The sequence below is a fragment of the Microvirga terrae genome, from assembly GCF_013307435.2.
Classification (GTDB): domain Bacteria; phylum Pseudomonadota; class Alphaproteobacteria; order Rhizobiales; family Beijerinckiaceae; genus Microvirga; species Microvirga terrae.
Window position 1 is genome coordinate 4,709,834 of sequence record NZ_CP102845.1, and the last position, 22,855, is coordinate 4,732,688.

General features: G+C 67.1%; 22 protein-coding genes. 14 read left to right on the forward strand and 8 right to left on the reverse strand.

Annotated elements, in window-relative coordinates; translation table 11 throughout:
• The first annotated feature begins 122 nt into the window (after nucleotides 1-122).
• Together ung and HPT29_RS22130 are read left to right on the forward strand one after the other, a co-directional pair.
• Nucleotides 123-830: a uracil-DNA glycosylase gene (gene ung, locus HPT29_RS22125; protein ID WP_173946065.1), complete on the forward strand. Its 708-nt coding sequence runs from the start codon at nucleotides 123-125 to the stop codon at nucleotides 828-830.
• A gap of 106 nt (nucleotides 831-936) precedes the next feature.
• The gene (locus HPT29_RS22130; RefSeq protein ID WP_259060269.1) at nucleotides 937-2,145 is read left to right on the forward strand and encodes an amino acid aminotransferase; all 1,209 of its coding nucleotides are present in this window, start codon (nucleotides 937-939) and stop codon (nucleotides 2,143-2,145) included.
• A 72-nt stretch (nucleotides 2,146-2,217) separates the two neighbouring features.
• On the opposite strand, the gene HPT29_RS22135 is transcribed toward HPT29_RS22130, so the two are convergent.
• Both HPT29_RS22135 and HPT29_RS22140 read right to left on the reverse strand, forming a co-directional pair.
• Nucleotides 2,218-2,979, reverse strand: coding sequence for a DUF2243 domain-containing protein (locus HPT29_RS22135; RefSeq protein ID WP_173946064.1), 762 nt, complete (start codon nucleotides 2,977-2,979; stop codon nucleotides 2,218-2,220).
• Nucleotides 2,980-3,113: 134 nt separating this feature from the next.
• Nucleotides 3,114-6,614: an indolepyruvate ferredoxin oxidoreductase family protein gene (locus HPT29_RS22140; RefSeq protein WP_173946063.1), complete on the reverse strand. Its 3,501-nt coding sequence runs from the start codon at nucleotides 6,612-6,614 to the stop codon at nucleotides 3,114-3,116.
• Between the two features lie 209 nt (nucleotides 6,615-6,823).
• Between HPT29_RS22140 and HPT29_RS22145 the strand changes: the two genes are divergently transcribed.
• Entirely contained in the window at nucleotides 6,824-7,465 is a 642-nt protein-coding gene (locus HPT29_RS22145) for a DUF1007 family protein (protein WP_173946062.1), read from the forward strand.
• Entirely contained in the window at nucleotides 7,456-8,472 is a 1,017-nt protein-coding gene (locus tag HPT29_RS22150; protein ID WP_173946061.1) for a nickel/cobalt transporter, read from the forward strand. The genes HPT29_RS22145 and HPT29_RS22150 overlap by 10 nt, the downstream gene beginning before the upstream one ends.
• Here the strand turns inward: HPT29_RS22150 and HPT29_RS22155 are convergent.
• A complete protein-coding gene (locus HPT29_RS22155) occupies nucleotides 8,469-10,067 on the reverse strand; it encodes a gamma-glutamyltransferase family protein (protein WP_173946060.1) in 1,599 nt (532 codons plus the stop codon). The genes HPT29_RS22150 and HPT29_RS22155 overlap by 4 nt on opposite strands.
• 148 nt (nucleotides 10,068-10,215) lie before the next feature.
• Between HPT29_RS22155 and HPT29_RS22160 the strand changes: the two genes are divergently transcribed.
• Nucleotides 10,216-10,413: a hypothetical protein gene (locus HPT29_RS22160; RefSeq protein ID WP_173946073.1), complete on the forward strand. Its 198-nt coding sequence runs from the start codon at nucleotides 10,216-10,218 to the stop codon at nucleotides 10,411-10,413.
• Here the strand turns inward: HPT29_RS22160 and HPT29_RS22165 are convergent.
• The 3 genes from HPT29_RS22165 to HPT29_RS22175 all read right to left on the reverse strand — a co-directional run bounded on the left by HPT29_RS22165 (nucleotide 10,410) and on the right by HPT29_RS22175 (nucleotide 14,110).
• Entirely contained in the window at nucleotides 10,410-10,778 is a 369-nt protein-coding gene (locus HPT29_RS22165) for a DUF1850 domain-containing protein (RefSeq protein ID WP_173946059.1), read from the reverse strand. The two genes, HPT29_RS22160 and HPT29_RS22165, sit on opposite strands and share 4 nt — an antisense overlap.
• A complete protein-coding gene (locus HPT29_RS22170; protein ID WP_173946058.1) occupies nucleotides 10,778-13,069 on the reverse strand; it encodes a TRAP transporter permease in 2,292 nt (763 codons plus the stop codon). The genes HPT29_RS22165 and HPT29_RS22170 overlap by 1 nt, the downstream gene beginning before the upstream one ends.
• A gap of 87 nt (nucleotides 13,070-13,156) precedes the next feature.
• Nucleotides 13,157-14,110 (reverse strand): TAXI family TRAP transporter solute-binding subunit, encoded by a 954-nt coding sequence (locus HPT29_RS22175; protein WP_173946072.1) that lies wholly within the window; start codon nucleotides 14,108-14,110, stop codon nucleotides 13,157-13,159.
• 170 nt (nucleotides 14,111-14,280) lie between these two features.
• Between HPT29_RS22175 and HPT29_RS22180 the strand changes: the two genes are divergently transcribed.
• The 6 genes from HPT29_RS22180 to HPT29_RS22205 all read left to right on the forward strand — a co-directional run bounded on the left by HPT29_RS22180 (nucleotide 14,281) and on the right by HPT29_RS22205 (nucleotide 19,969).
• Entirely contained in the window at nucleotides 14,281-15,858 is a 1,578-nt protein-coding gene (locus tag HPT29_RS22180) for an OpgD/OpgG family glucan biosynthesis protein (RefSeq protein WP_173946071.1), read from the forward strand.
• A gap of 262 nt (nucleotides 15,859-16,120) precedes the next feature.
• On the forward strand, nucleotides 16,121-16,282 hold the full coding sequence (locus HPT29_RS22185; protein ID WP_173946057.1) for a hypothetical protein: 162 nt from the start codon (nucleotides 16,121-16,123) through the stop codon (nucleotides 16,280-16,282).
• 3 nt (nucleotides 16,283-16,285) lie between these two features.
• Nucleotides 16,286-17,035 (forward strand): zinc ABC transporter ATP-binding protein AztA, encoded by a 750-nt coding sequence (gene aztA / locus HPT29_RS22190; RefSeq protein ID WP_173946056.1) that lies wholly within the window; start codon nucleotides 16,286-16,288, stop codon nucleotides 17,033-17,035.
• A 12-nt stretch (nucleotides 17,036-17,047) separates the two neighbouring features.
• The gene (aztB, locus tag HPT29_RS22195; RefSeq protein WP_173946055.1) at nucleotides 17,048-17,914 is read left to right on the forward strand and encodes a zinc ABC transporter permease AztB; all 867 of its coding nucleotides are present in this window, start codon (nucleotides 17,048-17,050) and stop codon (nucleotides 17,912-17,914) included.
• A gap of 25 nt (nucleotides 17,915-17,939) precedes the next feature.
• Nucleotides 17,940-18,866: a metal ABC transporter substrate-binding protein gene (locus HPT29_RS22200; RefSeq protein ID WP_173946054.1), complete on the forward strand. Its 927-nt coding sequence runs from the start codon at nucleotides 17,940-17,942 to the stop codon at nucleotides 18,864-18,866.
• A 140-nt stretch (nucleotides 18,867-19,006) separates the two neighbouring features.
• Nucleotides 19,007-19,969, forward strand: a complete 963-nt coding sequence (locus HPT29_RS22205) for a CobW family GTP-binding protein (RefSeq protein ID WP_173946053.1) — start codon at nucleotides 19,007-19,009, stop codon at nucleotides 19,967-19,969.
• 25 nt (nucleotides 19,970-19,994) lie between these two features.
• Here the strand turns inward: HPT29_RS22205 and HPT29_RS22210 are convergent, their stop codons facing one another.
• Entirely contained in the window at nucleotides 19,995-20,240 is a 246-nt protein-coding gene (locus HPT29_RS22210) for a hypothetical protein (protein WP_173946052.1), read from the reverse strand.
• A 176-nt stretch (nucleotides 20,241-20,416) separates the two neighbouring features.
• Between HPT29_RS22210 and HPT29_RS22215 the strand changes: the two genes are divergently transcribed.
• The 3 genes from HPT29_RS22215 to HPT29_RS22225 all read left to right on the forward strand — a co-directional run bounded on the left by HPT29_RS22215 (nucleotide 20,417) and on the right by HPT29_RS22225 (nucleotide 22,375).
• Nucleotides 20,417-21,424 carry a WD40 repeat domain-containing protein gene (locus HPT29_RS22215; protein ID WP_173946051.1) on the forward strand — a complete coding sequence of 336 codons (1,008 nt, stop codon included), beginning with the start codon at nucleotides 20,417-20,419 and terminating at the stop codon, nucleotides 21,422-21,424.
• A gap of 8 nt (nucleotides 21,425-21,432) precedes the next feature.
• Entirely contained in the window at nucleotides 21,433-21,711 is a 279-nt protein-coding gene (locus HPT29_RS22220; protein WP_173946050.1) for a hypothetical protein, read from the forward strand.
• 139 nt (nucleotides 21,712-21,850) lie between these two features.
• Nucleotides 21,851-22,375 (forward strand): DUF2937 family protein, encoded by a 525-nt coding sequence (locus tag HPT29_RS22225; RefSeq protein ID WP_259060273.1) that lies wholly within the window; start codon nucleotides 21,851-21,853, stop codon nucleotides 22,373-22,375.
• On the opposite strand, the gene HPT29_RS22230 is transcribed toward HPT29_RS22225, so the two are convergent.
• On the reverse strand, nucleotides 22,372-22,710 hold the full coding sequence (locus tag HPT29_RS22230) for a hypothetical protein (RefSeq protein ID WP_173946048.1): 339 nt from the start codon (nucleotides 22,708-22,710) through the stop codon (nucleotides 22,372-22,374). The two genes, HPT29_RS22225 and HPT29_RS22230, sit on opposite strands and share 4 nt — an antisense overlap.
• Between the last annotated feature and the right edge of the window lie 145 nt (nucleotides 22,711-22,855).

Below are 22,855 nucleotides of genomic sequence, written 5' to 3' on the forward strand. Positions count from 1 at the left end.
ATCCTGTCGACGGCCTCGGCGCCCGGTTCCGCGGCACGGCTGATGCCTTTTTCATCGATCGCCGCCGCCTCGGCTGGCCGGCCCAGCAACCATGCTCGCCCTTCAGAAAGATGCGCCCTCCCATGACCGGACCCATCAGCCAAGCCCTTGCCGAATTCCGCGCCAAGCCCCGGGCCGCCGGATGGCTTCGACTGCCTTTTTTCCAGGATGGAAGCGCCGAGGCCGTCGCCGCCAAGGTCGATGCCGTCATCGCGTCCGGCGCGCAGGTGCTGCCTCCGCCCGAGGCCGTGTTCACCAGCATCTCCCTGACGCCTCTCGACCGGGTCAAGGTGGTCGTGCTCGGCCAGGATCCTTACCCGACACCGGGCGATTCCCACGGCCTCGCCTTCTCCTATCGCGGCTCCCGGAGGCTGCCGGCCTCCCTGCGCACCATCCTGGCCGAGATGGCGGAGGACCTGGGCGTACCGATGCCGAAATCGGGCGACCTGTCGAAATGGGCGCAGCAGGGCGTGCTGCTCATCAACACGGCGCTGACGGTCGAGGCCGGGCAATCGGGCGCGCATATGAAATTCGGCTGGTCCGCCCTGGTGGATCAGGCCATTTCGGCCATCTCGGCGCAGCAGCCCGCCGTCGTCTTCCTGCTCTGGGGCGGCCCGGCCCGCAAGCGGGCCGCGCTGGTCGACCGGACGAAGCACCTCGTGATCGAGGCGGGGCACCCCTCCCCGCTCAACCGGCTCAACGACTTCAGAGGCACGAGGCCCTTCAGCCGCGCCAATGCCTGGCTCGCCGAGAAGGGACTGGAGCCGGTGGATTGGCGGCTGGACACATGAGGCTCGACGAAGGCGCTTGCCGAGAGACCATTGCAAGGGATAGGTCTCGCCTCACGCGCAACGACGCAGTCGCCGGCTGCCCGCCGCGACAGGCTTGGAGATGATCATGACGGAACCCCTGTTTGGACAGGTCGAGCCCTTCGCCGGCGACCCGATCCTTTCGCTCAACGACAGTTTCAAGGCGGATCCCAGGTCCGAGAAGGTCAATCTCAGCATCGGCGTCTACACGGACGAAAATGGCCGCATTCCGGTGCTGGGCGCGGTCAAGGCCGGCCACGAGCGCGTCGGGTTCGCCGGGCGCCCATACCTGCCCATGGAAGGGCACGCGATCTATCGCGAGGGCGTTCAGAAGCTCGTCTTTGGCGCCGGTCATCCGGCGGTGGCTGACCGGCGCGTCGCCACCATCCAGACCCTCGGCGGCACTGGCGCGGTGGGCATCGCGGCCGACTTCCTGGCCAAGCACACCCCGGGCCGCACCGTGCTCGTCAGCGATCCGACCTGGGAGAACCATCACGGCCTGTTCCAGCGCGCGGGCTTCGAGACGGCCACCTATCCCTATTGGGACAGCGCCAGCCGGTCCGTGGATTTCGACGGCATGATCAAGGCGCTCGAGGCGGCGGAGAATGGCTCCATCGTCGTGCTGCAGCCCGTCTGCCACAACCCCACCGGTGTCGACCTCGACGAGCGCCAGCAGGACGCCGTTACCGACGTGCTGATCGCCAAGCGCCACATCGTGGTGTTCGACATGGCCTACCAGGGCTTCGGCAACGGCCTCGACGAGGACGCGGCCTTCGTGCGGCGCTACGCGGAGCGCGCGAGCTGCCTCGTGGCCAATTCCTTCTCGAAGAACTTCTCGCTCTACGGCGAGCGCTGCGGCGGCCTGAGCGTCGTCTGCCGCGATGCCGACGAGGCCGAGCGCGTGCTCGGGCAGCTGAAGCTCGCCGTGCGCCGCAGCTATTCGAGCCCGCCGATGACGGGTGGGCTTCTCGTGGCGACCGTGCTCGGCAACGACGACCTTCGGGCCCAGTGGGCCGGCGAGGTCGGGACGATGCGCACCCGCATGGACGCCATGCGCAAGCGCCTCGCCGACGAGATCCGCGCCCTGTCGAACGAAGTCGACGTGGGCTTCCTGCTCAACCAGCGCGGCATGTTCAGCTACACGGGCCTGAGCGAGGCGCAGGTTCGCGCCATGCGCGAGCGGGACGGCGTCTACCTCGTGGGATCGGGCCGCATGTGCGTGGCGGGTCTCAACGAGGCGAATGTGCCGAAGGTCGCGAAGAGCTTCGTCGAGGCCGCACAGGCGACACGCGGCTGAGCCCCGGGGCCGACGACAGCAGGAAGGGGCGGCCCTCGCTGTCCCTTCGTGGTCTTTTCCGGAATGCGCCGCTCAGGTGCGCAGATTGCCGAAGCATCCAGGGGGCAGACCCGCCCCGCTGACCAGGATGGCGCCTTCGCGAAACAGCCTCCACCCGGAGGCCGCGCCGGCGAGGCGGATCATCACGAGCTCGCCGGTCCGGTCCGTCCAGACGAGCTCCCCGCCGACGGAAGCGACGGCTCTCATCACATGCGCCTGGTCGGTTCCGGGCGCGAACAGCGCCGTCGTGAACGCGCCGCCCTGCGGTCGGAGGGCCTGGTAGCCTGCCGCGGCAACGAGAAGAGCGACCATGAGGCGCGCCGTCGTGGCGGAGCGCAGTCCGCCGTCTCCGTCCTGGCCGGACCTGCGCCACATCACCCATCCGGCCATCATGGGCACGAGACCGAAGGCCCCGAACCATCCGAGATCCCAGGCCAGCGGATGGGCGCTGTCCATGCGGATGCGATGGATGCCGAGCGTCCAATGGGACAGGACCGCATCGACCCCGTGCCACAGGCCGAATCCGATCAGCATGCCGGCCAGCAGGAGGCGGACGGATACCCGTTTCGATGTCGCCAGCATCCAGAGGCCCGCCGCCGCGATGACGTACATGAGCGCATGGAAGTACCCGTCCGCGGCAACCTGGAACCGCGCGTTGTCCGGGTCGATGGCGCTGAGAAGATGATGCCACTGCAGGATCTGGTGCAGCAGGATGCCGTCGAAGAACCCGCCGAGGGCAAACCCGAGCAGACAGCCTGACCATCGCAGGCGCCGGTCGGCTCCGGTTGCTCCCATGGCTGACCTCCATCATGCGCCGGCTGCGTCGCCCGTGCGAGCGCAAGGCGCCCGGCCCGAGACGTCAAGCCGGGCACCTGCCCGATGTTCCATGAGGGGTCGGCTCCGGCGGATCCGCCGGAGCCGAAGGACATCTATTCCGCGGCGATCGGCAGGGTTTGCGGACCTGCGCGGAACTTGGCGAGAAGATCGGCCTCCTCGGCCCTGGCGGCTGTCAGGTTCCGCTCCTTGACGTGGCCGAAGCCGCGGATCTTCTGCGGGATGCCGGCGAGCGCGATCGCCACGGCATGATTGCCGGCATCGAGCTTCGCGGTGATCTCTTCGATCCGGCCCTCGAACTCGCGGATGAGCTGGCGCTCGGTGCGGCGCTCGTGGGTGTAGCCGAAGACGTCGAGCGGCGTGCCGCGCAGCGCCCTGAACCTGGCCAGAGCGCCCATGGCCTTGAGCATCCAAGGCCCGAAGCTCATCTTGCGGGGCAGGCCCGTGACCGGATCCTTCTTGGCGAGGATCGGCGGGGCCATGTGGAACTCATAAGCCAGGTTCTCGCCCTCGAACGTGGACGCGACCTGCTTCTCGAAATGGCCGTTCGTGTAGAGACGCGCGACCTCGTACTCGTCCTTGTAGGCCATGAGCTTGAACAGCGAGCGCGCCACCGCGTCGGTCAGCGCGGTCGAGCCCGGCACCGCCCGCTCCTCGGCCGCGCGCGCGCGCTCCACGAGAACGCGGTAGCGGCCGGCGTATCGCCCGCTCTGGTACGCGGTGAGGAACGCCACCCGCCGCTCGATCACCTCATCCAGCGTCTCGGACAGCTTGAGCGATTCCGTCGGGGCCTTGAGCTCGCTCATCATGGCGGCGATCAGCTCCGGCTCGGCGGCTGCGCGGCGCCCCCAGGTGAAGGCGGAAAGATTCATCTTCACCGCCTCGCCGTTGAGCTCGATCGCCTTCTCGATGGCGGCCCCCGAGAGCGGAATGCGGCCGGTCTGATAGGCATAGCCCAGCATGAACATGTTGGCCGCGATGGCATTGCCGAGGAGCGCGGTGGCGATCGCCGTCGCATCGACGAAGGACACGCCCTCCTGGCCGGCCGCCGACTTGATCGCCCGCTTCAGGCGTTCGGTCGGCAGGGAGAAATCCGCATTGCGGGTGAACTCGCCCGGCATGACCTCTGCCGTGTTCACGACAAGCGCGGTCTGTCCCTCCTTCACGGAGGCCAGCACCTTCTTGGTCCCTGTCACCACGAGGTCGCAGCCGAGCACGAGATGGGCCGATTCCGCGCTGACCCGGATGGCATGGATGTCGTCCTGGCGGTTGGCGAGCCGCACATGGCTGTAGACCGCGCCGCCCTTCTGGGCGAGACCCGCCATGTCGATCATGCCCAGCCCCTTGCCCTCGAGATGGGCGGCCATGCCGAGAATCGCCCCGATGGTTACGACACCCGTGCCGCCGACGCCCGTCACGATCACGTTGAAGGTGCGGTCGATGGCCGGGATGGCTGGATCCGGCAGCGGCTTGAACGTCATGCCGTCCGCCGCGGCGGCCTCGGGTACGGCCTTCCGGATCTTGGCGCCATGCACGGTCACGAAGGACGGACAGAAGCCCTGCACGCAGGAGAAGTCCTTGTTGCAGTTCGACTGGTCGATCTGGCGCTTGCGGCCGAATTCGGTCTCCACCGGCTGCACGGCGACGCAGTTCGACTGCACCGAGCAGTCGCCGCAGGCCTCGCAGACGAGATCGTTGATGATCACGCGCTTGTCCGGATCCGGGAACTCGCCGCGCTTCCGGCGGCGGCGCTTCTCGGACGCGCAGGTCTGATCGTAGATCATCACCGTCACGCCGGGCACTTCGGCGAGCTGGCGCTGCACCGCGTCGAGTTCGGTGCGGTGATGGATCGTCATGCCCGCCGGCCAGCGGATCTCCTTCGGATACTTGTGCGGCTCGTCGGTCACGAGGGCGATGCGCTCCACGCCCTCCTCGCGCACCTGACGGGCGATCATGTCGACGGTGAGCCCGCCCTCGTGCTGCTGACCGCCGGTCATGGCGACCGCATCGTTGAAGAGGATCTTGTAGGTGACGTGGGTCCTGGTGTGGATCGCCCAGCGCAGGGCCAGGATGCCCGAATGGTTGTAGGTGCCGTCGCCGAGGTTCTGGAACACGTGGCCGCGCTTGGAGAACGGCGCCTCGCCGATCCAGTTCGCACCCTCGCCGCCCATCTGGGTGAACCCCTCGGTGGATCGGTCCATCCATTGCACCATGTAGTGGCAGCCGATGCCCGCATAGGCGCGCATGCCCTCCGGCACTTTGGTGGACGAGTTGTGCGGGCAGCCGGAGCAGAAATGCGGCACGCGGGTCGCCACGTCGCCGGTCGTCGCCAGCACGTCCTGCGCATGGCGAAGGCGGGCTACGCGGCCGCGCAGGTCGTCGTTGTTGTGATAGGCGAGCAGCCGCTCGCCGATGACGACGGCGATGTCGTTGGGATCGAGCGCGCCCTTCACCGGGAAGAGCCAGCGGCCCTCCTCGTCCTTCTTGCCGATGCAGAGCGGCTGATTGGCCGTACCGTAGAGCTCCTCGCGCAGCTGCACCTCGATGAGGGAGCGCTTCTCCTCGACGACGATCACCTTGTCGAGGCCGCGCGCGAAATCCACGAGCTCGCGCTGCGAGAGAGGCCAGGGGCACGCGACCTTGTAGAGGCGAAGCCCCATGTCGTTCGCCTTGACCTCATCGAGGCCGAGCTCGTCGAGGGCTTGGCGCACGTCGAGATAGGACTTGCCGACCGTGATGATGCCGATCTTCGGATTGCGGCCGCCGGACAGGACGATGCGGTTGAGATTGTTGGCGCGCACGAAGGCCAGCATGGCGTCGCGCTTGAAGTCCTGGAGCCGCGCCTCCTGATCGAGGACGCCGTCCCGGTTGCGGATGTTGAGGCCGCCCGGCGGCATGGTGAAATCATCCGGAATGACGATCTTCACCCGGTCCAGCGACGCATCGACTGAGGCGGTCGATTCAATGTTGTCCTTCACGCATTTGAACGCCACCCAGGTGCCGCAGAAGCGGCTCATGGCATAGCCGTAGAGGCCGTAATCGAGGATCTCCTGAACGCCCGCCGGGTTCAGGATCGGGATCATCACGTCGACGAAGTGGAATTCGGACTGGTGGGCGACGGTGGAGGATTCCGCCGTATGATCGTCGCCCATCAGAGCGAGCACGCCGCCGTTCCCCGAAGAGCCGGCCATGTTGGCGTGGCGGAAGACGTCGCCGGAGCGGTCGACGCCCGGCCCCTTGCCGTACCAGAGGCCGAAGACGCCATCATATTTGCCGTCGCCGCGGATTTCCGCCTGCTGCGAGCCCCAGACCGCCGTCGCGGCGAGCTCCTCGTTGAGGCCGGGCTGGAACACGATGTTGGAAGCCTCGAGCCATTTCCGGGCACGCCAGAGGTTCTGGTCGAGGCCGCCGATGGGCGAGCCGCGGTAGCCGGACACGAAGCCGGCCGTGCTGAGGCCCGCCAGCCGGTCCCGCTCGCGCTGCATGAGCAGCATGCGGATGACCGCCTGGGTGCCGGTGATGAACACGTGATCCTTGGACAGATCGTATTTGTCGTCGAGCGTGACGTGACGGAGCGCGCCATGACCTTCGGTCATTATCCGTTTCCTCCTGGAGCCATGGCTCCGCTGCCGGTGTTCCGGTCTATTCTGGTGAGATATGTCAGTAATGCTGACATATCTTCCGGAGCCCGTCAATCGATGCGCAGCTGGGCGCGCCTTCGTTTCGCCTCTGTTAACCACGAAACCCGCATACCGCTCCCGATATCCGGATTCTGCCGGAAGCGTCGCTGTTCCAGGGTCCATGCATGATACGACATCTTGGTCTGAAAACCGCCGTGGCGGCTCTTGTCCTGGGCGCGGCCTCGCCGGCCCTTGCGCACCCCCATGTCTGGGTCACCGCCAAGGCTGAGATCGTATTCGCGCCGGATGGGAAGGTGACGGGCGTGCGCCATCACTGGACCTTCGACGAGGCCTACACGGCCTACGTGACCCAGGGCCTCGACACCAACGGCGACGGCAAGCTCTCCCCGGAGGAGCTCCAGGACCTGGCGAACGAGAATGCCGCCTCTCTGAACGAGTTCGATTACTTCACGGTGCTGAAGGCCCGCGGCAAGCCGCAGAGCTTCGACTCGCCCCGGGACGCTCGGATGACCATGGAGAAGACCCAGGTCGCCATGTCGTTCTTCCTGCCGCTCAAGGCGCCGGCGCTCCCCTCGGGCGCCGTGTCCATCGAGATCGAGGATCCGACGTTCTTCGTCTATTTCAGCCTGTCGGACGGCCAGACGGCCGTGTCGCTCGCCAATGCCCCGCAGGGCTGCGTGACGAGCATCGCCAAGGCCAAGCCGCTCGAGGCCTCCATGCAGCAGATCCTGCAGAACGAAGGCGCGATCCAGCCTCAGGATATCGGGGTCGAATATTCCAACCGGGCCATCATCGCATGTCCCTGACGTCGGACGCCCCTGCCCTTCCTGGCGCGGGCCGGACGCCGTTGTGGCGCCGGCTCGGCCTCGCGCTGGCTGCCGTGGCGATCGTCGCCCTGGCCATGGGGCTGATCGGCCTGTGGCTGGGTCCGATCGGCAAGGCGCCGCCGCGCAACCCCTTCGGCATGGGCCTGCGCGAGGCGACGCCCTCGGGCAGTCTCGGGGCCTGGATCCTGTCCGTGCAGTCGGGCTTCTACGGCAGCCTGCAGGCCGGCGTGCGGGCGATGAAGGAGAACGGCTCCGCCCTGTTCTCCCTGCTGCTCGTCGGCTTCGCCTACGGGGTCTTCCATGCGGCCGGGCCCGGGCACGGCAAGGGCGTGATCTCGGCCTATCTCGTGGCCGACGAGAAGGCCCTGCGCAAGGGCTTCCTCTTGAGCCTGGCGGCCGCCCTCGTGCAGGCGCTGGTCGCCATCGCGATCGTGGCCGTCGTAAGCCTCGCGCTGCGCGCCACGGCGTCCACCATGAACAGGCTCGCCATGAACGTGGAAGTGGCGAGCTTCCTGGCCGTCGCCCTGCTCGGCGCCGTCATGACCTGGCGCAAGGCCGGCAAGGTTCTCGGCGTGATGGCGCTCGCCCGGAACCCTTATGCGCCCGTCCAGGAGGATTGCGACCATGTCCACATGCCGCCGCCACAGGAGCTCGGCCGCCTGACAGGCTGGAGGGACATGGCCGGCGTGGCGCTCGCCGCCGGCATCCGCCCGTGCGCGGGCGCCCTCATCGTGCTGGTCTTTTCCCTGTCCCAGGGCCTCTTCGTGGCCGGCATCGCGGCGACCTTCGCCATGGCACTCGGCACGGCGCTCACCACGGGGGCCATCGCGGCGCTCGCGGTCTTCTTCAAGGCCATGGCCCTGAGGATCGCCGGCGGACGCGGAGCCTCGGGCGCCGTCGCCATCGCGGGCCTCGAGCTTCTGGCCGCCGCGTTCGTGCTGGTGCTGGGAGGAAGCCTCCTCTACGGTCTCCGGGCAGGCGGCTAGAGTCCCAATGATCCGCCGTCGGAGCGCGGATCGTGCACCGCCTCGACGCGACCGTTGCGCGGGTGCTTCACCAGCATGCCCGCATGACCGAAGCGTCCGGAATAGGCCTCCTCCGTCTCTTCGACGGCATGGCCGAGCCGTGAGAGGCCGCGGATCAGGCCGGGATCGAAACCGCTTTCCACCTTCAGCACGACCTCGCGCTCGCGCAATCTCGCATCCAGCAGCCAGCGGGGCGCTTCCACCGCGTCGGCGAGGTTCATGCCGACATCCGCATAGCGGGTGAAGATCTGGCTGAGAAACTGGGGCTGGGTTTCGCCGCCCATCGCGCCGAAGGACAGCACTCGCCCGTCGTCGAACACGGCCATGGCCGGATTGAGGGAATGGAGCGGCCGGTGGCCGGGCTCCAGACGGTTGCGGCTTGCCGGATCGAGCGAGAAGGCCGTGCCGCGGTTGTGCCAGAGGACACCCGTCGCCGGTAGCAGGCAGCCGGAGCCATAGGCCCAGAACACGGACTGGATATAGGACACGGCAAGACCGTCACGGTCGATGGCGCCCATCCAGATCGTGTCGCCGTCGATGGGGCGCGGCAGGGGAAAGGGCGCAGCCCGCGTCATGTCGATGAGGGCAGCCTCCCGTTCCAGCGCCTGGGGCGTCAGGAAGGAGGCCGGGTCACGAACGAGGTTCCGCGGGTCAGCCACCACCCGGTCGCGGAGGGAGAAGGCGCGCTTCGAGGCCTCGATGAGCCCGTGATGGCGTTCAGGCGTCTCGCCTCCGAGCCCCTTGAGCCGCTCGACCATGCCCAGGATCAGCAGGGTGGCCAGTCCCTGGCTCGGCGGCGGCAGGTTGTAGATCGTGGAGCGATTCAATCGAACCGACAGAGGCTCCACCACGCGGGCACGATAGGTCTCGAGATCCTTACGGGTGATCGGGCTGCCGATCCGCTCGAGATCCAGGGCGATCTCCCGCCCCACATCGCCCCGGTAGAAATCGCCGAGACCCGCATGGGCGAGCTGCTCCAGGGTGTCGGCGAGGCGCGGCGTCCGCCTCTGGGTGCCCTCCGGCGCTCTCTTGCCTTCGACCAGGAAGGCTTCGGCGAAACCGGGAACCCCGTAGAGGGCCGCCTCCTCGCCAGTCTTGAACCACTCCTCGGAGCGGGAGACCGGGTAGCCGTCGCGGGCGAAGCGGATGGCGTCGCCCAGCAGGAGGTCGACAGGGAGAGTCCCGCCCAGCGCCCTGGCGAGCTCCAGCGCCAGCCCCCATCCGGCCACCGCCCCGGCCACCGTGAGCGCCGCATCGGCCCCTCGCGGCGGGACGGCGTCGTAGCCCTTGTCCCGGTACCGCTTGATCGTGGCGAGGGAACCGGCCGGCCCTGAGGCATCGAGGGCGTGGACGCGGCCCTTCGGCTCCCGGACCAGCCAGAAGCCGTCGCCTCCCAGGCCGTTCATGTGCGGGTAGACCACGGCGATCGTCGCCGCCATGGCCACCATGGCTTCGACCGCGTTGCCGCCGGCGGCGAGAATGGTCTGGCCGGTCTCGGCCGCAAGAATGTGAGGGGCCGCAACGGCGGCCGTCGAGAAGACGGGGGTTTCGGGCATGGGCTCTTGAATGTGAGGCGCGACAGAATGAGATTCGGGGAGAACTTGCACCCGAGGGGGCGTTTAGGGTAGTCCCCTTTGCAGCAAACGGAGTTAGGCAAAAGTGGCTCAGGCGAAAAGCACCAACTGGCGCAACGTGATCACCATCATGAGCATCATGATCCTGGTGGGCGCGGAGGTCTTCGGCGTCGCGATCGCCGCCGGGTGGGCCATCGCCGGCCTGTTCGAGCTCGGCGACTACGTGGGCTACGCGCTGATGGTTCTGTTCAGCCTGTTCGCCATCTACATCCTGGTCCATCTCTGGCGCCGCTGCGTCGCCGTCGAGCCCCTGACCGGACGGGCTTAAGGGCCCTCGCACGCCTTCATGACGATCGGATCGGCCCCGGGCGGCACATAGGCCTCCATTGGGCGGCATTCGCCCGCGATGCAGATCCGCCAATCCGCCGTCGCGCCCGAGCGGCGCATGACCACCTCGGCTAGGGGCGGCAGGCTGGGCTTCCACGACCAGACCCCGTTGATGAACTTGGCCTCTGGCGGAGGCTCCATGCCGGCCCCGGAGCCGCGCACCCGCGCCTCGACGAGTTCGAGCCCGGCTGGGGTCGAGCGCCAATGCTCCTCCCAGACGATCCTTTCGACCGAATGGGTCCAGGCGAGCGTGATCGCGCCCGCCATGAGGGGCGCGACCGTTGCGCCGGCGATCAGGCAGATCATCAGCCGATGGCGGGTGTGGCGACCTGGCGGGACCGCCAGACGTGGAAGCCGACGAAAAGACCCGCGAGCACGAAGCCAACCTCGTCGGTGAGCGGGATCGCCGCCACGAGGAAGGCCGCCGCCACCGCTGCCCAGAGGCGCTCCCACCAACTTACGGACTTAAGGAAATAGCCCACGGAGGCCACGCCCCAGAGTGTCATGGCAAGAGTCGCCTTGAGCACGATGTAGACCACCGCGAGCCAGTAGCCCGCCCCCTCGAGCCCAGGCACCGGCTGCAGCATCAGGGTGGGGTCATAGACGGCCATATAGGGAATGACGAAGCCGGGCAGCGCGATCCTGACGGCCTGGATGCCGATCTTGAGGCCCGATTCCTTCGCCATGGGGGCCGCCGCGAAGGCCGCAAGCGCCACCGGCGGCGTCAGGTCCGCCATGATGCCGAAATAGAAGACGAACATGTGCGAGACGATGAGCGGAACGTCGAGCTGCAGCAGGATGGGAGCGGCCAGCGACGAGGTGATGATGTAGTTCGGGATCGTCGGGATGCCCATGCCGAGGATCAGGCTGAAGATCATGGTGAGCACGAGGGCCGCGAAGATGTTCTCCTTGCCGATCGAGATCATCCAGGTGCCCACGATGGTGCCGAGGCCGGTGAGCGTCATGGTGCCGATCACGATGCCGACCACCGCGCAGGCGAGGCCCACGGGAAGCGCCTGACGGGCCCCGTCCGCCAACGCGTCCACGCAGGCCTGTAGGGTCGTGCGGCCCCGTCCCGAGAAGGCGTTCCACAGGCACAGGCCGGCCACCACGAGAACGACGAGCGTCACGGTCGAGGCGAGCGAGTATGCCGAGAGCAGGGCGAGCCCGATCCAGAAGGCGATCCGCAGCGCCGGCGTCGCGAAGCCGGCCACGATGGCCGTGCCGAGGATCAGCGCAACGGTGAGCGACAGGCCGACGGCCCCGGCGAAGAGCGGCGTGTAGCCGGTAAAGAGCAGGTAGACGAGAACGCCGAGCGGGGCGATGAGGAACCACTTCGTCCTGAGCTCGGTCCAGGCGTTCGGCAGTTCCGACTTCGGGAGGCCGCGCAGGTTGCGCTTGCCGGCCTCGAGATGCACCGCGAGGTAGCAGGCGGCGAAATAGAGGACGGCCGGGATGATCGCCGCTTCGACGATCTTCGAATACGGCACGTCGATGGTCTCGGCCATGATGAACGCCACGGCGCCCATGACGGGCGGCATGATCTGGCCGCCCATGGACGAGGTCGCCTCGACGCCGCCCGCGAAGGCCGAGGTGAAGCCGAAGCGCTTCATGAGCGGGATCGTGAACTGGCCCGACGCCACCACGTTGGCGACGCCCGAGCCCGAGACGGTGCCCATCAGGGCCGAGGACGCGACGCAGACCTTGCCGGGCCCGCCCTGCTTGTCGCCGAACACCGCCATCGAGATGTCGTTGAAGAAGTCGATGACACCGGCCTTCTCCATGAAGGCGCCGAACAGAATGAACAGGAATATGTAGGTTGCCGAGACCAGCGTCGGCGTCCCGTAAATGCCTTCCGTGCCGAAGGACATGTGCTCGATCACCTGCTCCAGCGAATAGCCGCGATGATCGAGGGGAGCCGGCAGGAGATGCCCGAACAGGCAATAGGACAGGAACAGGCCGGCCACGATGGGAAGCGCCGGTCCCATGACGCGCCAGATGAGATAGATGAGGATTGCGAGCCCGGCGATGCCGACGACGAGATCGAGGGTGGTGAGCTCACCCGCGCGGATGACCAGCTCCTCGTAAAGCGCCCAGTGGTACAGGCCCACCAGGAAGCTCGTGACGCCGACGATCCACCCAACGGCGCGCAAGGACGAGGACCCGGACCGGTGGTTGGCGATCATCGCTCCGGCCACGAGGCACAGGAAGCCCACGTGAATCGTGCGCACGACCTGGCTCGGCATGCTGCCGCCGAACCAGAGGACGAGCCCGAAGGCGCCCGCGATGGCGATCCAGGCGAGCACGCCGTCGAGGATGCGGCGGCGGCGCACGGCGAGCCCGATCAGCCACGCGGCCCAGGCCGCCATGGCCACGGCCCAGAGATGCGTGAGGTTCAAGGACGCGATGAAGGGCTGATCGAGCGGGATGCCGAAGGACGTGATGATCTGGAACGTGGAGAACGCGACGGCGATCCAGAAAAGAACCCTGCCCGTCAGACCCTCGCCGAAGCTCTCCGGCAGGCCGTGTTCCGGGTTCACGGTGTCAGCCGGCGCTTCCATCTGGGCGAGTTCGGAACTGTTCGCTCCCTGGCTCATGACGCTTCCTCAACGGTTGTTCTTCTTGTCACAAAAAAGCCGGAGCAGTTCACCTGCTCCGGCTGGAATGTAAATCGGCCGAAGGGTTTAGGAGCCCTGCTTCTTGATGCCCTTCTCGTCGAAATAGCGCTGCGCGCCTGGATGCATCGGGACGGGCATGCCGGAGAGCGCGCTTTCGAGCTTGATGTCCTTGGCGGCCGCATGGGCGGCGGCGAGATCCGGCAGGCTCTCGTAGATCGCCTTGGTCATCTGGTAGACGGTCTCGTCCTTCACGCCCGAATGGGTGACGAGGTAGTTCACCACCGCGGCCGTCTGCACGGGAGCGGTCTGGCCTCCGTACGTGTTGGCCGGGATCGTGGCCTTCACGTAGGGCGTGCCCACCTTGTCCACGACGCTGGCCGGGATTTCCACCACGACGATCGGCACCGAGGTGGCCAGGTCGCGGATGGACGAGACGCCGAGGCCGGCCGATTGCAGGGTGGCGTCGAGCTGGCGGTTCTTCATCAGTTCGACGGATTCACCGAAGGGCAGGTACTCGACCTTGCCGAGATCCTTGTAGGTCAGGCCGGCCCCCTGGAGGATCGCCCGGGCGTTGAGCTCGGTGCCGGATTTGGGCGCGCCGACGGAGAGGCGCTTGCCCTTCAGGTCGGCGAGCGACTTGATGCCGGATTCCTGCGTCGCCACGATCTGGATGTAGTTGGGATAGATCGCCGTGATGCCGCGCAGCTTGTCGAGCTTGCTCTTGAAGCCGGCCTCCTCATCGCCGGCCCAGCCCATGGCGAGGCTGTCCCCGAGGGTGAAGCCGATCTCGCCCTTGCCCTGCTGCAGGAGGGTGAGGTTTTCCACCGAGGCCTTCGTGGCCTGGACCGAGGGGCGGGAGCCCTGGACCTTGTCCGTGAAGACCTTGGAGAGGGCGACGCCGAGCGGGTAATAGACGCCCGAGGTGCCGCCGGTGAGGACGTTGATGAAGTCCTGGGCCTGGGCCGGCAGGCTGGTTCCCGCAAGCGCAAGGGCGGCCGCAGCGCCGACGGCGCGGCGCATGACTTTCCGAAACATGGCGTACTCCCTATCTGATGGCGCAGTTATTCCTACGCCTGTGTGTGGGGTAACTTTGCCCGCTGACGAAGATTTCTCAAGAGGCTATGAGAGACTTAATCCTGCCACCTTGGTCGGTAGGGGTGCGTCCTCCCAGAGATCACATGCGCTCATCCATGATCAACCGCCGCCGCTTTCTCCAAACCGCCACCGCCACGGCCGCTCTTGCCGCACAAGGTTTTTCCGGTGCAGCCCTGGCCCAGCAGGCTCTGAAGACGGGAGCTCCCGCGCCGTTCTCGTTTGAGGATCTGAAGAAGCGCGCACAGGAGATGGCGCGCTCCGCCTATGTGGCGCCGCAGAGCCCCTCCCCCGAGATCCTGTACCAGATCGACTACGACGCCCACGGCAAGATCCGCTTCAAGACGGATCTGGCCCTTTGGGCCGACGGCCCCAGCGAGTTCCCCGTCACGTTCTTCCACCTGGGCCGCTTCTTCCAGAAGCCCGTGCGCATGCACGTGGTCGAAGGCGGGCAGGCGCGCGAGATCATCTACGACAGCGACTATTTCGACATGCCGCCGGATTCCCCCGCCCGGAAGCTGCCGGACAATTCGGGCTTCGCCGGGTTCCGGTTCCAGGAGGCGCGGGGCGGCAAGCTCGACTGGAGGAAGAACGACTGGGTGGCCTTCCTGGGCGCCTCCTATTTCCGCGCCATCGGCGAGCTGTTTCAGTACGGCCTCTCCGCCCGCGGCCTCGCCGTTGACGTAGCGGTCTTCGGGAAGAACGAGGAGTTCCCCGACTTCACCCACGTCTATTTCGAGACGCCGCAGCCGGGCTCGAACACGGTCACCGTCTACGCCCTCCTCGACGGCCCCAGTGTGTCCGGCGCCTATCGCTTCGTCATGCAGCGGGCCGCTTCCGTCATCATGGACATCGAGAGCGCCGTCTACATGCGTCAGGACGTGAGCCGCCTCGGCCTCGCGCCCCTCACCTCCATGTACTGGTATTCGGAGAAGGCGAAGACCACCGCCATCGACTGGCGCCCGGAGATCCACGACTCGGATGGCTTGGCCATGTGGACCGGAACCGGGGAGCGGATCTGGCGTCCCCTCAACAACCCGCCGCGCATCATCACGTCGGCCTTCACGGACGAGAACCCCAAGGGCTTCGGCCTACTCCAGCGCGACCGGAACTTCGACCATTACCTCGACGGCGTCTATTACGACCGCCGCCCTTCCCTCTGGATCGAACCGCAGGGCACCTGGGGCCGGGGCTCCATCCAGCTCGTCGAGATCCCGACCGACGACGAGATCCACGACAACATCGTGGTCATGTGGGTGCCGTCCGAGCCGGTGCGGGCCGGTCAGGCGATCGAACAGCGCTACCGGATGCACTGGGCGGCGGAGGAGCCCTATCCGACGCCGCTCGCCCGGGTGGTCGCCACCCGTCTCGGCAACGGCGGGCAGGCCGGCACCGCGCGCCCGAAGGGCGTGCGCAAGTTCATGGTCGAGTTCATCGGCCAGCCCCTGACCAAGCTGCCGAGCGGCGTGATCCCCAAGCCCGTGCTGAGCGCCTCCCGGGGCGAGTTTTCGAACATCCTGACCGAGGCCGTGCCCAACAACGTGCCCGGCCACTGGCGCACCCAGTTCGACCTGACGGTCACCGGGACTGAGCCGGTGGAGATGCGCTGCTACCTGCGCAACGAGAACGAGGTTTTGAGCGAGACTTGGCTCTATCAGTACCATCCGACATTCTGAGTCTCCGTCTCCCCGGCGGCTCGGAGCCATCACGTCCGCCCCTCGGTCATCACCGGACCTGTCCCGGTGATCCCGATATCGTGAGGCGCCGCGCTCTTTCGTATCGGGATGGCCGGCACGAAGCCGGTCATGACAAGAGGAGGGTGGAATCGCCAACACGCAGAATGTCGGGATTGGTCTTGTAAACCATAGCCTTGAGGGTTGCGTATAAAATACTATACGCCCCTGGAAATCACCCTCGAACCGGTCTATGTAAGGGACCATGTCGCATGGCCACCACCATCATCATCACGGGCACGAGCATCGGGCGGTTGCCGCCGCCCCGACCTTTTCGCTCCTGCGCCTATCGGTCGGGCAGCGCCTGACGGCAACGGCCGTCGTGCTGGCCGGGTTGTGGCTGCTCGTCTTCAGCGTGACGGGGTAACGCATGTCCGCAGCATCGGCCGCCATTCGTTTCGACGAAGTCACCCTCGGTTACGGCCGCAGGCCCGCTGTCCATCACCTCGACGGCGAGATCCCGGCCGGCAGCCTGATCGCCGTGGTCGGGCCCAACGGGGCCGGCAAGTCCACCCTGCTCAAGGGCATTGTCGGCACGCTCAAGCCCCTCGAGGGCCACATCCGCCTGAAGGGCTCCTCTCCTGGCATCGCCTACCTGCCGCAGGCGGCGGAGATCGACCGGTCCTTCCCGCTCTCGGTCTACGATCTCGTGGCCATGGGCCTCTGGTCCCGCTCCGGCCTGTTCGGCGGCATCGCGCGGCGCGACCGGACGAAGATCGAGGAGGCGCTGGCGGCCGTGGGGCTCATCGGATTCGAACGGCGCCCGATCTCGACCCTGTCCGGCGGGCAGATGCAGCGCGCGCTGTTCGCGCGCCTCCTGCTGCAGGATGCTCCCGTGATCCTGCTCGACGAGCCGTTCACCGCCATCGACGCCAAGACCACCGCGGATCTGCTCGATCTGGTGCACCGCTGGCACGCGGAATCCCGCACGGTGGTCGCCGTGCTCCACGATCTCGACATGGTCAGACGGACCTTCCCGCAGAGCCTGCTGATCGCCCGCGAACCGGTGGCCTGGGGCGAGACGCCCGACGTGTTGCAGCCTGAGAACCTCCTCAAGGCGCGGCGCATGGTCGAAGCCTACGATCCGCATGCGGATGTCTGCCACCGCAACGTCGCGTAAGGACGTCCTCTCATGCTCGACTTGGTCTATGCGCCTTTCGCCGAATTCGAGTTCATGCAGCGCGCCCTGGTGGGGGTGATCGCCATCGCGCTTGGCGGCGGCCCTGTCGGGGTGTTCCTCATGCTGCGCCGGATGAGCCTGACCGGCGACGCCATGGCGCACGCGATCCTGCCCGGAGCGGCGGTCGGGTATCTTCTGGCCGGCCTCTCCCTCCCGGCCATGACGATCGGAGGTCTGTTTGCCGGAATCGTCGTGGCGGTGGCGGCCGGCCTCGTGTCCCGCTTCACCTCCCTGAAGGAGGACGCCTCCCTCGCCGCCTTCTACCTGCTGTCCTTGGCGCTCGGCGTCACCATCGTGTCGCTGCGCGGCTCCAACGTGGACCTGCTGCACGTCCTGTTCGGCACGGTGCTGGCACTCGACGACGATACCCTGCTGCTGCTCGCCTCCATCTCCACTCTGACGGTGCTGGCGCTCGCCGTGCTCTACCGGCCGCTGGTGCTCGAATGCGTGGATCCGGTCTTCCTGCGCTCGGTGAGCCGCGCCGGCACGCCCACGCATCTGATCTTCCTCGGGCTCGTGGTCATGAACCTCGTCGGCGGCTTCCATGCGCTCGGGACCCTGCTGGCGGTGGGCATGATGATGCTGCCCGCGGCCGCCTCCCGGTTCTGGACCAGCGACATCACCATGATGATGCTGGTCTCCATCGTCATCGGCATCGCGTCGGGCGTAAGCGGCCTTCTGCTCTCGTTCCATGCGGAGCTGCCCGCGGGACCGGCGATCATTCTCTCGGCCGGCGCGGTCTATGTCGTGTCCCTCGTGCTCGGGCGCGAGGGCGGCCTGCTGTGGCTCGCCTGGCCCGGCAGGCATCTGGAAGCCTGACCTCCTTCATGAAGGACCAACACCCATGCTGACGCGAAGAGCTGCCGTATCCCTTCTGGCAGGATGCCTCGCCCTTGCCGCATCGACACCGTCGATGGCGCAGGGCGCCGACAGGCTGAAGGTCGTCGCGACGTTCTCGATTCTCGGCGACATGGTGCGCAACGTCGGCGGCGAACGCGTCGAGGTCGCGACCCTCGTCGGCCCGAACGGCGATGCCCATGTCTATTCTCCGACCCCGGCCGACGGACGGCGTCTGGCCGAGGCCGGGATCGTCTTCACCAACGGCCTGAAGTTCGAGGGATGGATCGACCGTCTCGTGAAGTCCTCCGGCACCAGGGCCGCGACGATCGAGGCCGGCAGGGGCGTGAAGGCTCTCAGGGGCGAGGACGAGGGACACGGGCATGGCCACGATCACGGCCATGGCGGCGCCGACCCTCATGCCTGGCAGAGCATCGGCAACGCGAAGATCTACGTGGCCAATATCCGCGACGCCCTGATCGCCGCGGACGGAGCCGGCAGGGCCACGTACGAGGCCAATGCCGCCGCCTACCTCAAGCAGCTCGACGACCTGGACGCGGAGGTGAAGGGGCTCGTCGCCGGAATCCCGCCCGAGCGTCGCAGGATCATCACCTCCCATGACGCCTTCCGCTACTTCGAGGAGGCCTACGGCATCGATTTCGTGGCGCCCCAGGGCGTCTCGACCGAGGCGGAGGCCTCGGCCAAGGACGTGGCCCGCATCATCCAGCAGATCAGGCGCGAGAGGATCGCCGCCGTCTTCGTGGAGAACGTCTCCGACGCCCGACTGATGGAGCGCATCGCCAAGGAAACCGGCGCCAGGATCGGTTCGCGAGTCTATTCGGACGCGCTCTCCGAGCCCGGCGGGCCCGCCGGGACTTACATTGACATGATGAGACACAATATAAGGGCTTTCAGCGCGGCCTTGTCGAGCTGAAAGCCCTGATCGCTGCGGCGTCCGGTGTCATTCCCGGCGCGCAGCGAGGGAAGGGAAACCAGGTCGGCTCCCGAAGCCTGGATCCCCTTCCCGGCCCTCCCGGGCCGCCGGGGATGACACCACCCATTCTGGAAGCTCCGATGACCGACAAGATTCCCGTCACCGTCCTCACAGGCTATCTCGGCGCTGGCAAGACCACCCTCCTCAACCGCATCCTGACCGAGCAGCACGGCAAGAAATATGCCGTGATCGTCAACGAGTTCGGCGAGATCGGTATCGATAACGAACTCGTCGTCGGCGCCGACGAGGAAGTGTTCGAGATGAACAACGGGTGCATCTGCTGCACCGTGCGCGGCGATCTGATCCGCATCCTCGACGGGCTGATGAAGCGCAAGGGCAAGTTCGACGCCATCATCGTCGAGACCACCGGCCTCGCCGATCCCGCCCCCGTGGCTCAGACCTTCTTCATGGATCAGGACGTGTCCGACGCCGCCCGCCTCGACGCGGTGGTGACGGTCGCCGACGCCAAATGGCTCTCCGCCCGCCTGAAGGACGCGCCCGAGGCGAAGAACCAGATCGCCTTCGCGGACGTGATCATCCTCAACAAGATCGATCTCGTGTCTGCCGCGGAGCTGGAAGAGGTCGAGGCGCGCATCCGCGCCATCAACCCCTATGCGAAGCTCCATCGGACGCAGAACTGCTCGATCCCGATCGCCGAGGTGCTCGACCGCAAGGCCTTCGATCTCGACCGGATCATCGAGCTGGAGCCCGACTTCCTGGAGGAAGGCCACCACCATCATCACGACGAGGAGATGCAATCCGTCGCCGTGCATCTCGACGGCGAGGTGGATCCGGAGAAGTTCATGCCGTGGATCTCGAACCTGACCCAGGTCGAGGGGCCGAACATCCTGCGCTGCAAGGGCATCGTGGCGTTCCCGAACGAGCCGAAGCGCTTCGTCTTCCAGGGCGTCCACATGATCCTGGACGGCGACGTCCAGGGCGAGTGGAAGCCCGGCGAGAAGCACACCTCGAAGGTGGTCTTCATCGGCCGCGACCTGAACGAGAAGGCGATCAAGGAAGGCTTTCTGGCCTGCGCGGCCTAAATCCCGCCGAACCGGCCTCGGGCTTTCAGCCCGGGGCCGCCTTGGCCATGCACTCGCGCACATGAGCCCTGCGCGCGGCGATGATCTGGTTGCGCGTATCCTCGGCCATGCCGATGCCCCGGCTGCTGGTGCGGTAGATCAGGTTGGCCTCCTGCTGACAGGCCGCCCTCCGCGCCTCCCTGGCCGATGGCGCCGCGCCCTGTTCCTGCGCGACAACCGGCGCAGAAATCATGACGGCAAGGACCAGGGCGGACAGTGGCAGGACTCGCATTCACTCACTCCTTCTTGAGTCGCGCAGTGTGAAGGAAGCGCCCGGATCTGGCCAAAGACCAAAAGGCCTAATCCCAGGGCCATTGGTGGATCACCCGCCGTTGAGAAATTGGATATGCCCCTGCCCCCGATCGGATGATCCGTGCTATGGGCAGCCCGCATGAAGGGATCCCATCGATGAGCACTGGAACCGCACCGTCCTTGACCCAGAACGTGACGCCCGTGGCGGCGGGCGCTCATGTCACGGCCATCGGCTGGCTGAAAGGTACGGCCGCCTTCGGCCTCGGCGACGGCGGCGTTCTGCTGGCCCGGGACGGCGAGACCCACCGGGTCGAGGCTCACCCCGACGCAGGCGTGCTGGTGGCGGCGAGCGACGGAGAGCGCTTCGTGACGGGCGGCGACGACGGCCGCGTCGCCGTCACCGACCTCGACGGCTCCACGAAGACGCTGGCCGAAACAAAGGGCGCCTGGATCGATTCGCTCGCCGTCAGCGCCGGCGGGGCCGTCGCCTACGGGGCGGGCAAGAGGGTCGTCGCCCGCGACGACAAGGGCCGGGAGAAGACCCTCGAGGTTCCCTCGGCGGCCCGCGGCCTTGCCTTCGCGCCCAAGGGCTACCGGCTGGCGATCTCCCACTACAACGGGGCGACTCTCTGGTTCCCGAATGTGGAAGCCAAGCCCGAACCCCTGGAATGGAAGGGCTCGCATCTCGACGTCACCTGGTCGCCCGACGCCCGCTTCGTGGTGACCTCCATGCAGGAGAACGCCCTCCACGGCTGGCGGCTCATCCCCGACAAGGGCCACATGCGCATGAGCGGCTACCCGTCGAAGACGCGCTCCCTGTCCTGGTCGGGCGACGGCAAGTGGCTCGCCACCTCGGGCGCCGAGGCGGCCATCATCTGGCCGTTCGAATCGAAGGAAGGCCCCATGGGCAAGGCGCCGCGGGAATGCGGCGTGCGCCCGGCCAAGGTCAGCCGGGTTGCCTTCCACCCCAATACTCTGGTGCTGGCTGTCGGCTACGAGGACGGCTGCATCCTGCTCATCCGCCTCAACGACGCCTCCGAGCTTCTGGTGCGCCCGGCCGTCAAGGACAGCGGCATCACGGCCATGGCCTGGGATAAGGGGGGCAAACGCCTTGCCTTCGGCTGCGAGGACGGTCAGGCCGGCATCCTGACCCTGCCCGCGTGAGATCGCCCGTGGCCCTGTTCGGCGCGTTTCTGAGAGGGTCCTTCGGCCTGCCGAAGCCCGACAAGCAGGCTGTCGACCGGGTCAAGGACCTGGCCCGCACGGCCCTGCAGGTCTTGCCCGACACCGCCTTCGCGGTCAACGAGATCGCCTGCAACGATCCCGGCTGCCCGGGCATCGAGACCGTGATCCTGGTGATGGAGCCGGGTCGGAAAACCCGGGCCCTGAAGGTGCAGAAGCCCCTCGACGAGGTGATGGAACAAGATATCCTTCAGGCTCTTGACCCGTGAGGCATCGAACCGGAAAGTGGGCACCACTTTCTGGATCCATTCGATGCTATTTTCTCGAGAGCGCATCGTGTGGGGCGGAGACCGGATCCACTGTTCGCTGACGCGGCCCTCAGGCCCGCACGATGCGCGGAGGTCAAGCTTGCCCAGGATCACGCGCATCATCGCCTTCGGACTGGGCCTGTGCGGCGGCATCGTCGCCTCGCAGGGTCCCGAATTCGCCCAGCAGTACCGCCAGCGGCTGGGCGGCGCGATCGATGAATTGCGGCAGGTGATCGCGCGCTTCGACTCGGATGCCCAGGCCAGTGGCGAGACCCAGGCGAGCGCCATCGCGCGCCTGCGCTCCAATGCGGACGATTTCGTCGGCCGCCAGGGCGCCGCCATGCAGGCCAATGTGGAGCGTCTGGGGAATCTCGAGGCCCACCGGACCTCCATGATGCAGGCCGGCCCCTTCGCGCGGGTTGCGCTCATGGTGCGCGACGGCGACCGCGACGTCATGGAGGCGGTCTACCGCGACTTCGAGCCGGCCCTGCCGGTGACCGAGGAGGGCATGCTCTCGACGGCTGTGGGCTTCATTGCCATGTGGGGCGGTCTGCTCCTGCTGACGGGCTTCGTGCGCAGCCTGTGGCGCCGGCCGCGCTCGCACCGGGGTGCGGTGCGAGCTTAAGCTTCGCGTTCCGGCTTTCCGGCCAGCACCACGTAAAAGCCTAAGCCGTCCTGGACAGGCAGGGTCTGCAGCCGGTCGATCCAGCCGCGCTTCTTGGCCTCCAACAGGGCCTTGCCGACCGGCTGGAACAGGGTCTCGCCGCCGCCTTCCGGCGGCGGATCGAGGCGGATGGCCACCGCTTTCGACGGGGAGAAGCGGCTGCGCTCCAGCATGTCCTGGATCGAGGCCGCGGCCTTTTCCCGTGACGCGGCCCGCAGATCGAGCACGCTCTCGGCATCGGTGACGCCCAGGCCGCCGCGGAGCTTGTTGGCGTAGAATTCCTCGAAATGGGGCATCTCAGCTCACTCCATGGGTCGTGCCCGGCCCTCGCCGCCAGACATGACATCCGCCACGTCATGGCCGGGACGGGCCTGTCCCGGCCATCCTGATTGTTCGTAACGCTGCGCTCTTCGCATCGCGATCACCGGCTCAAGGCCGGCG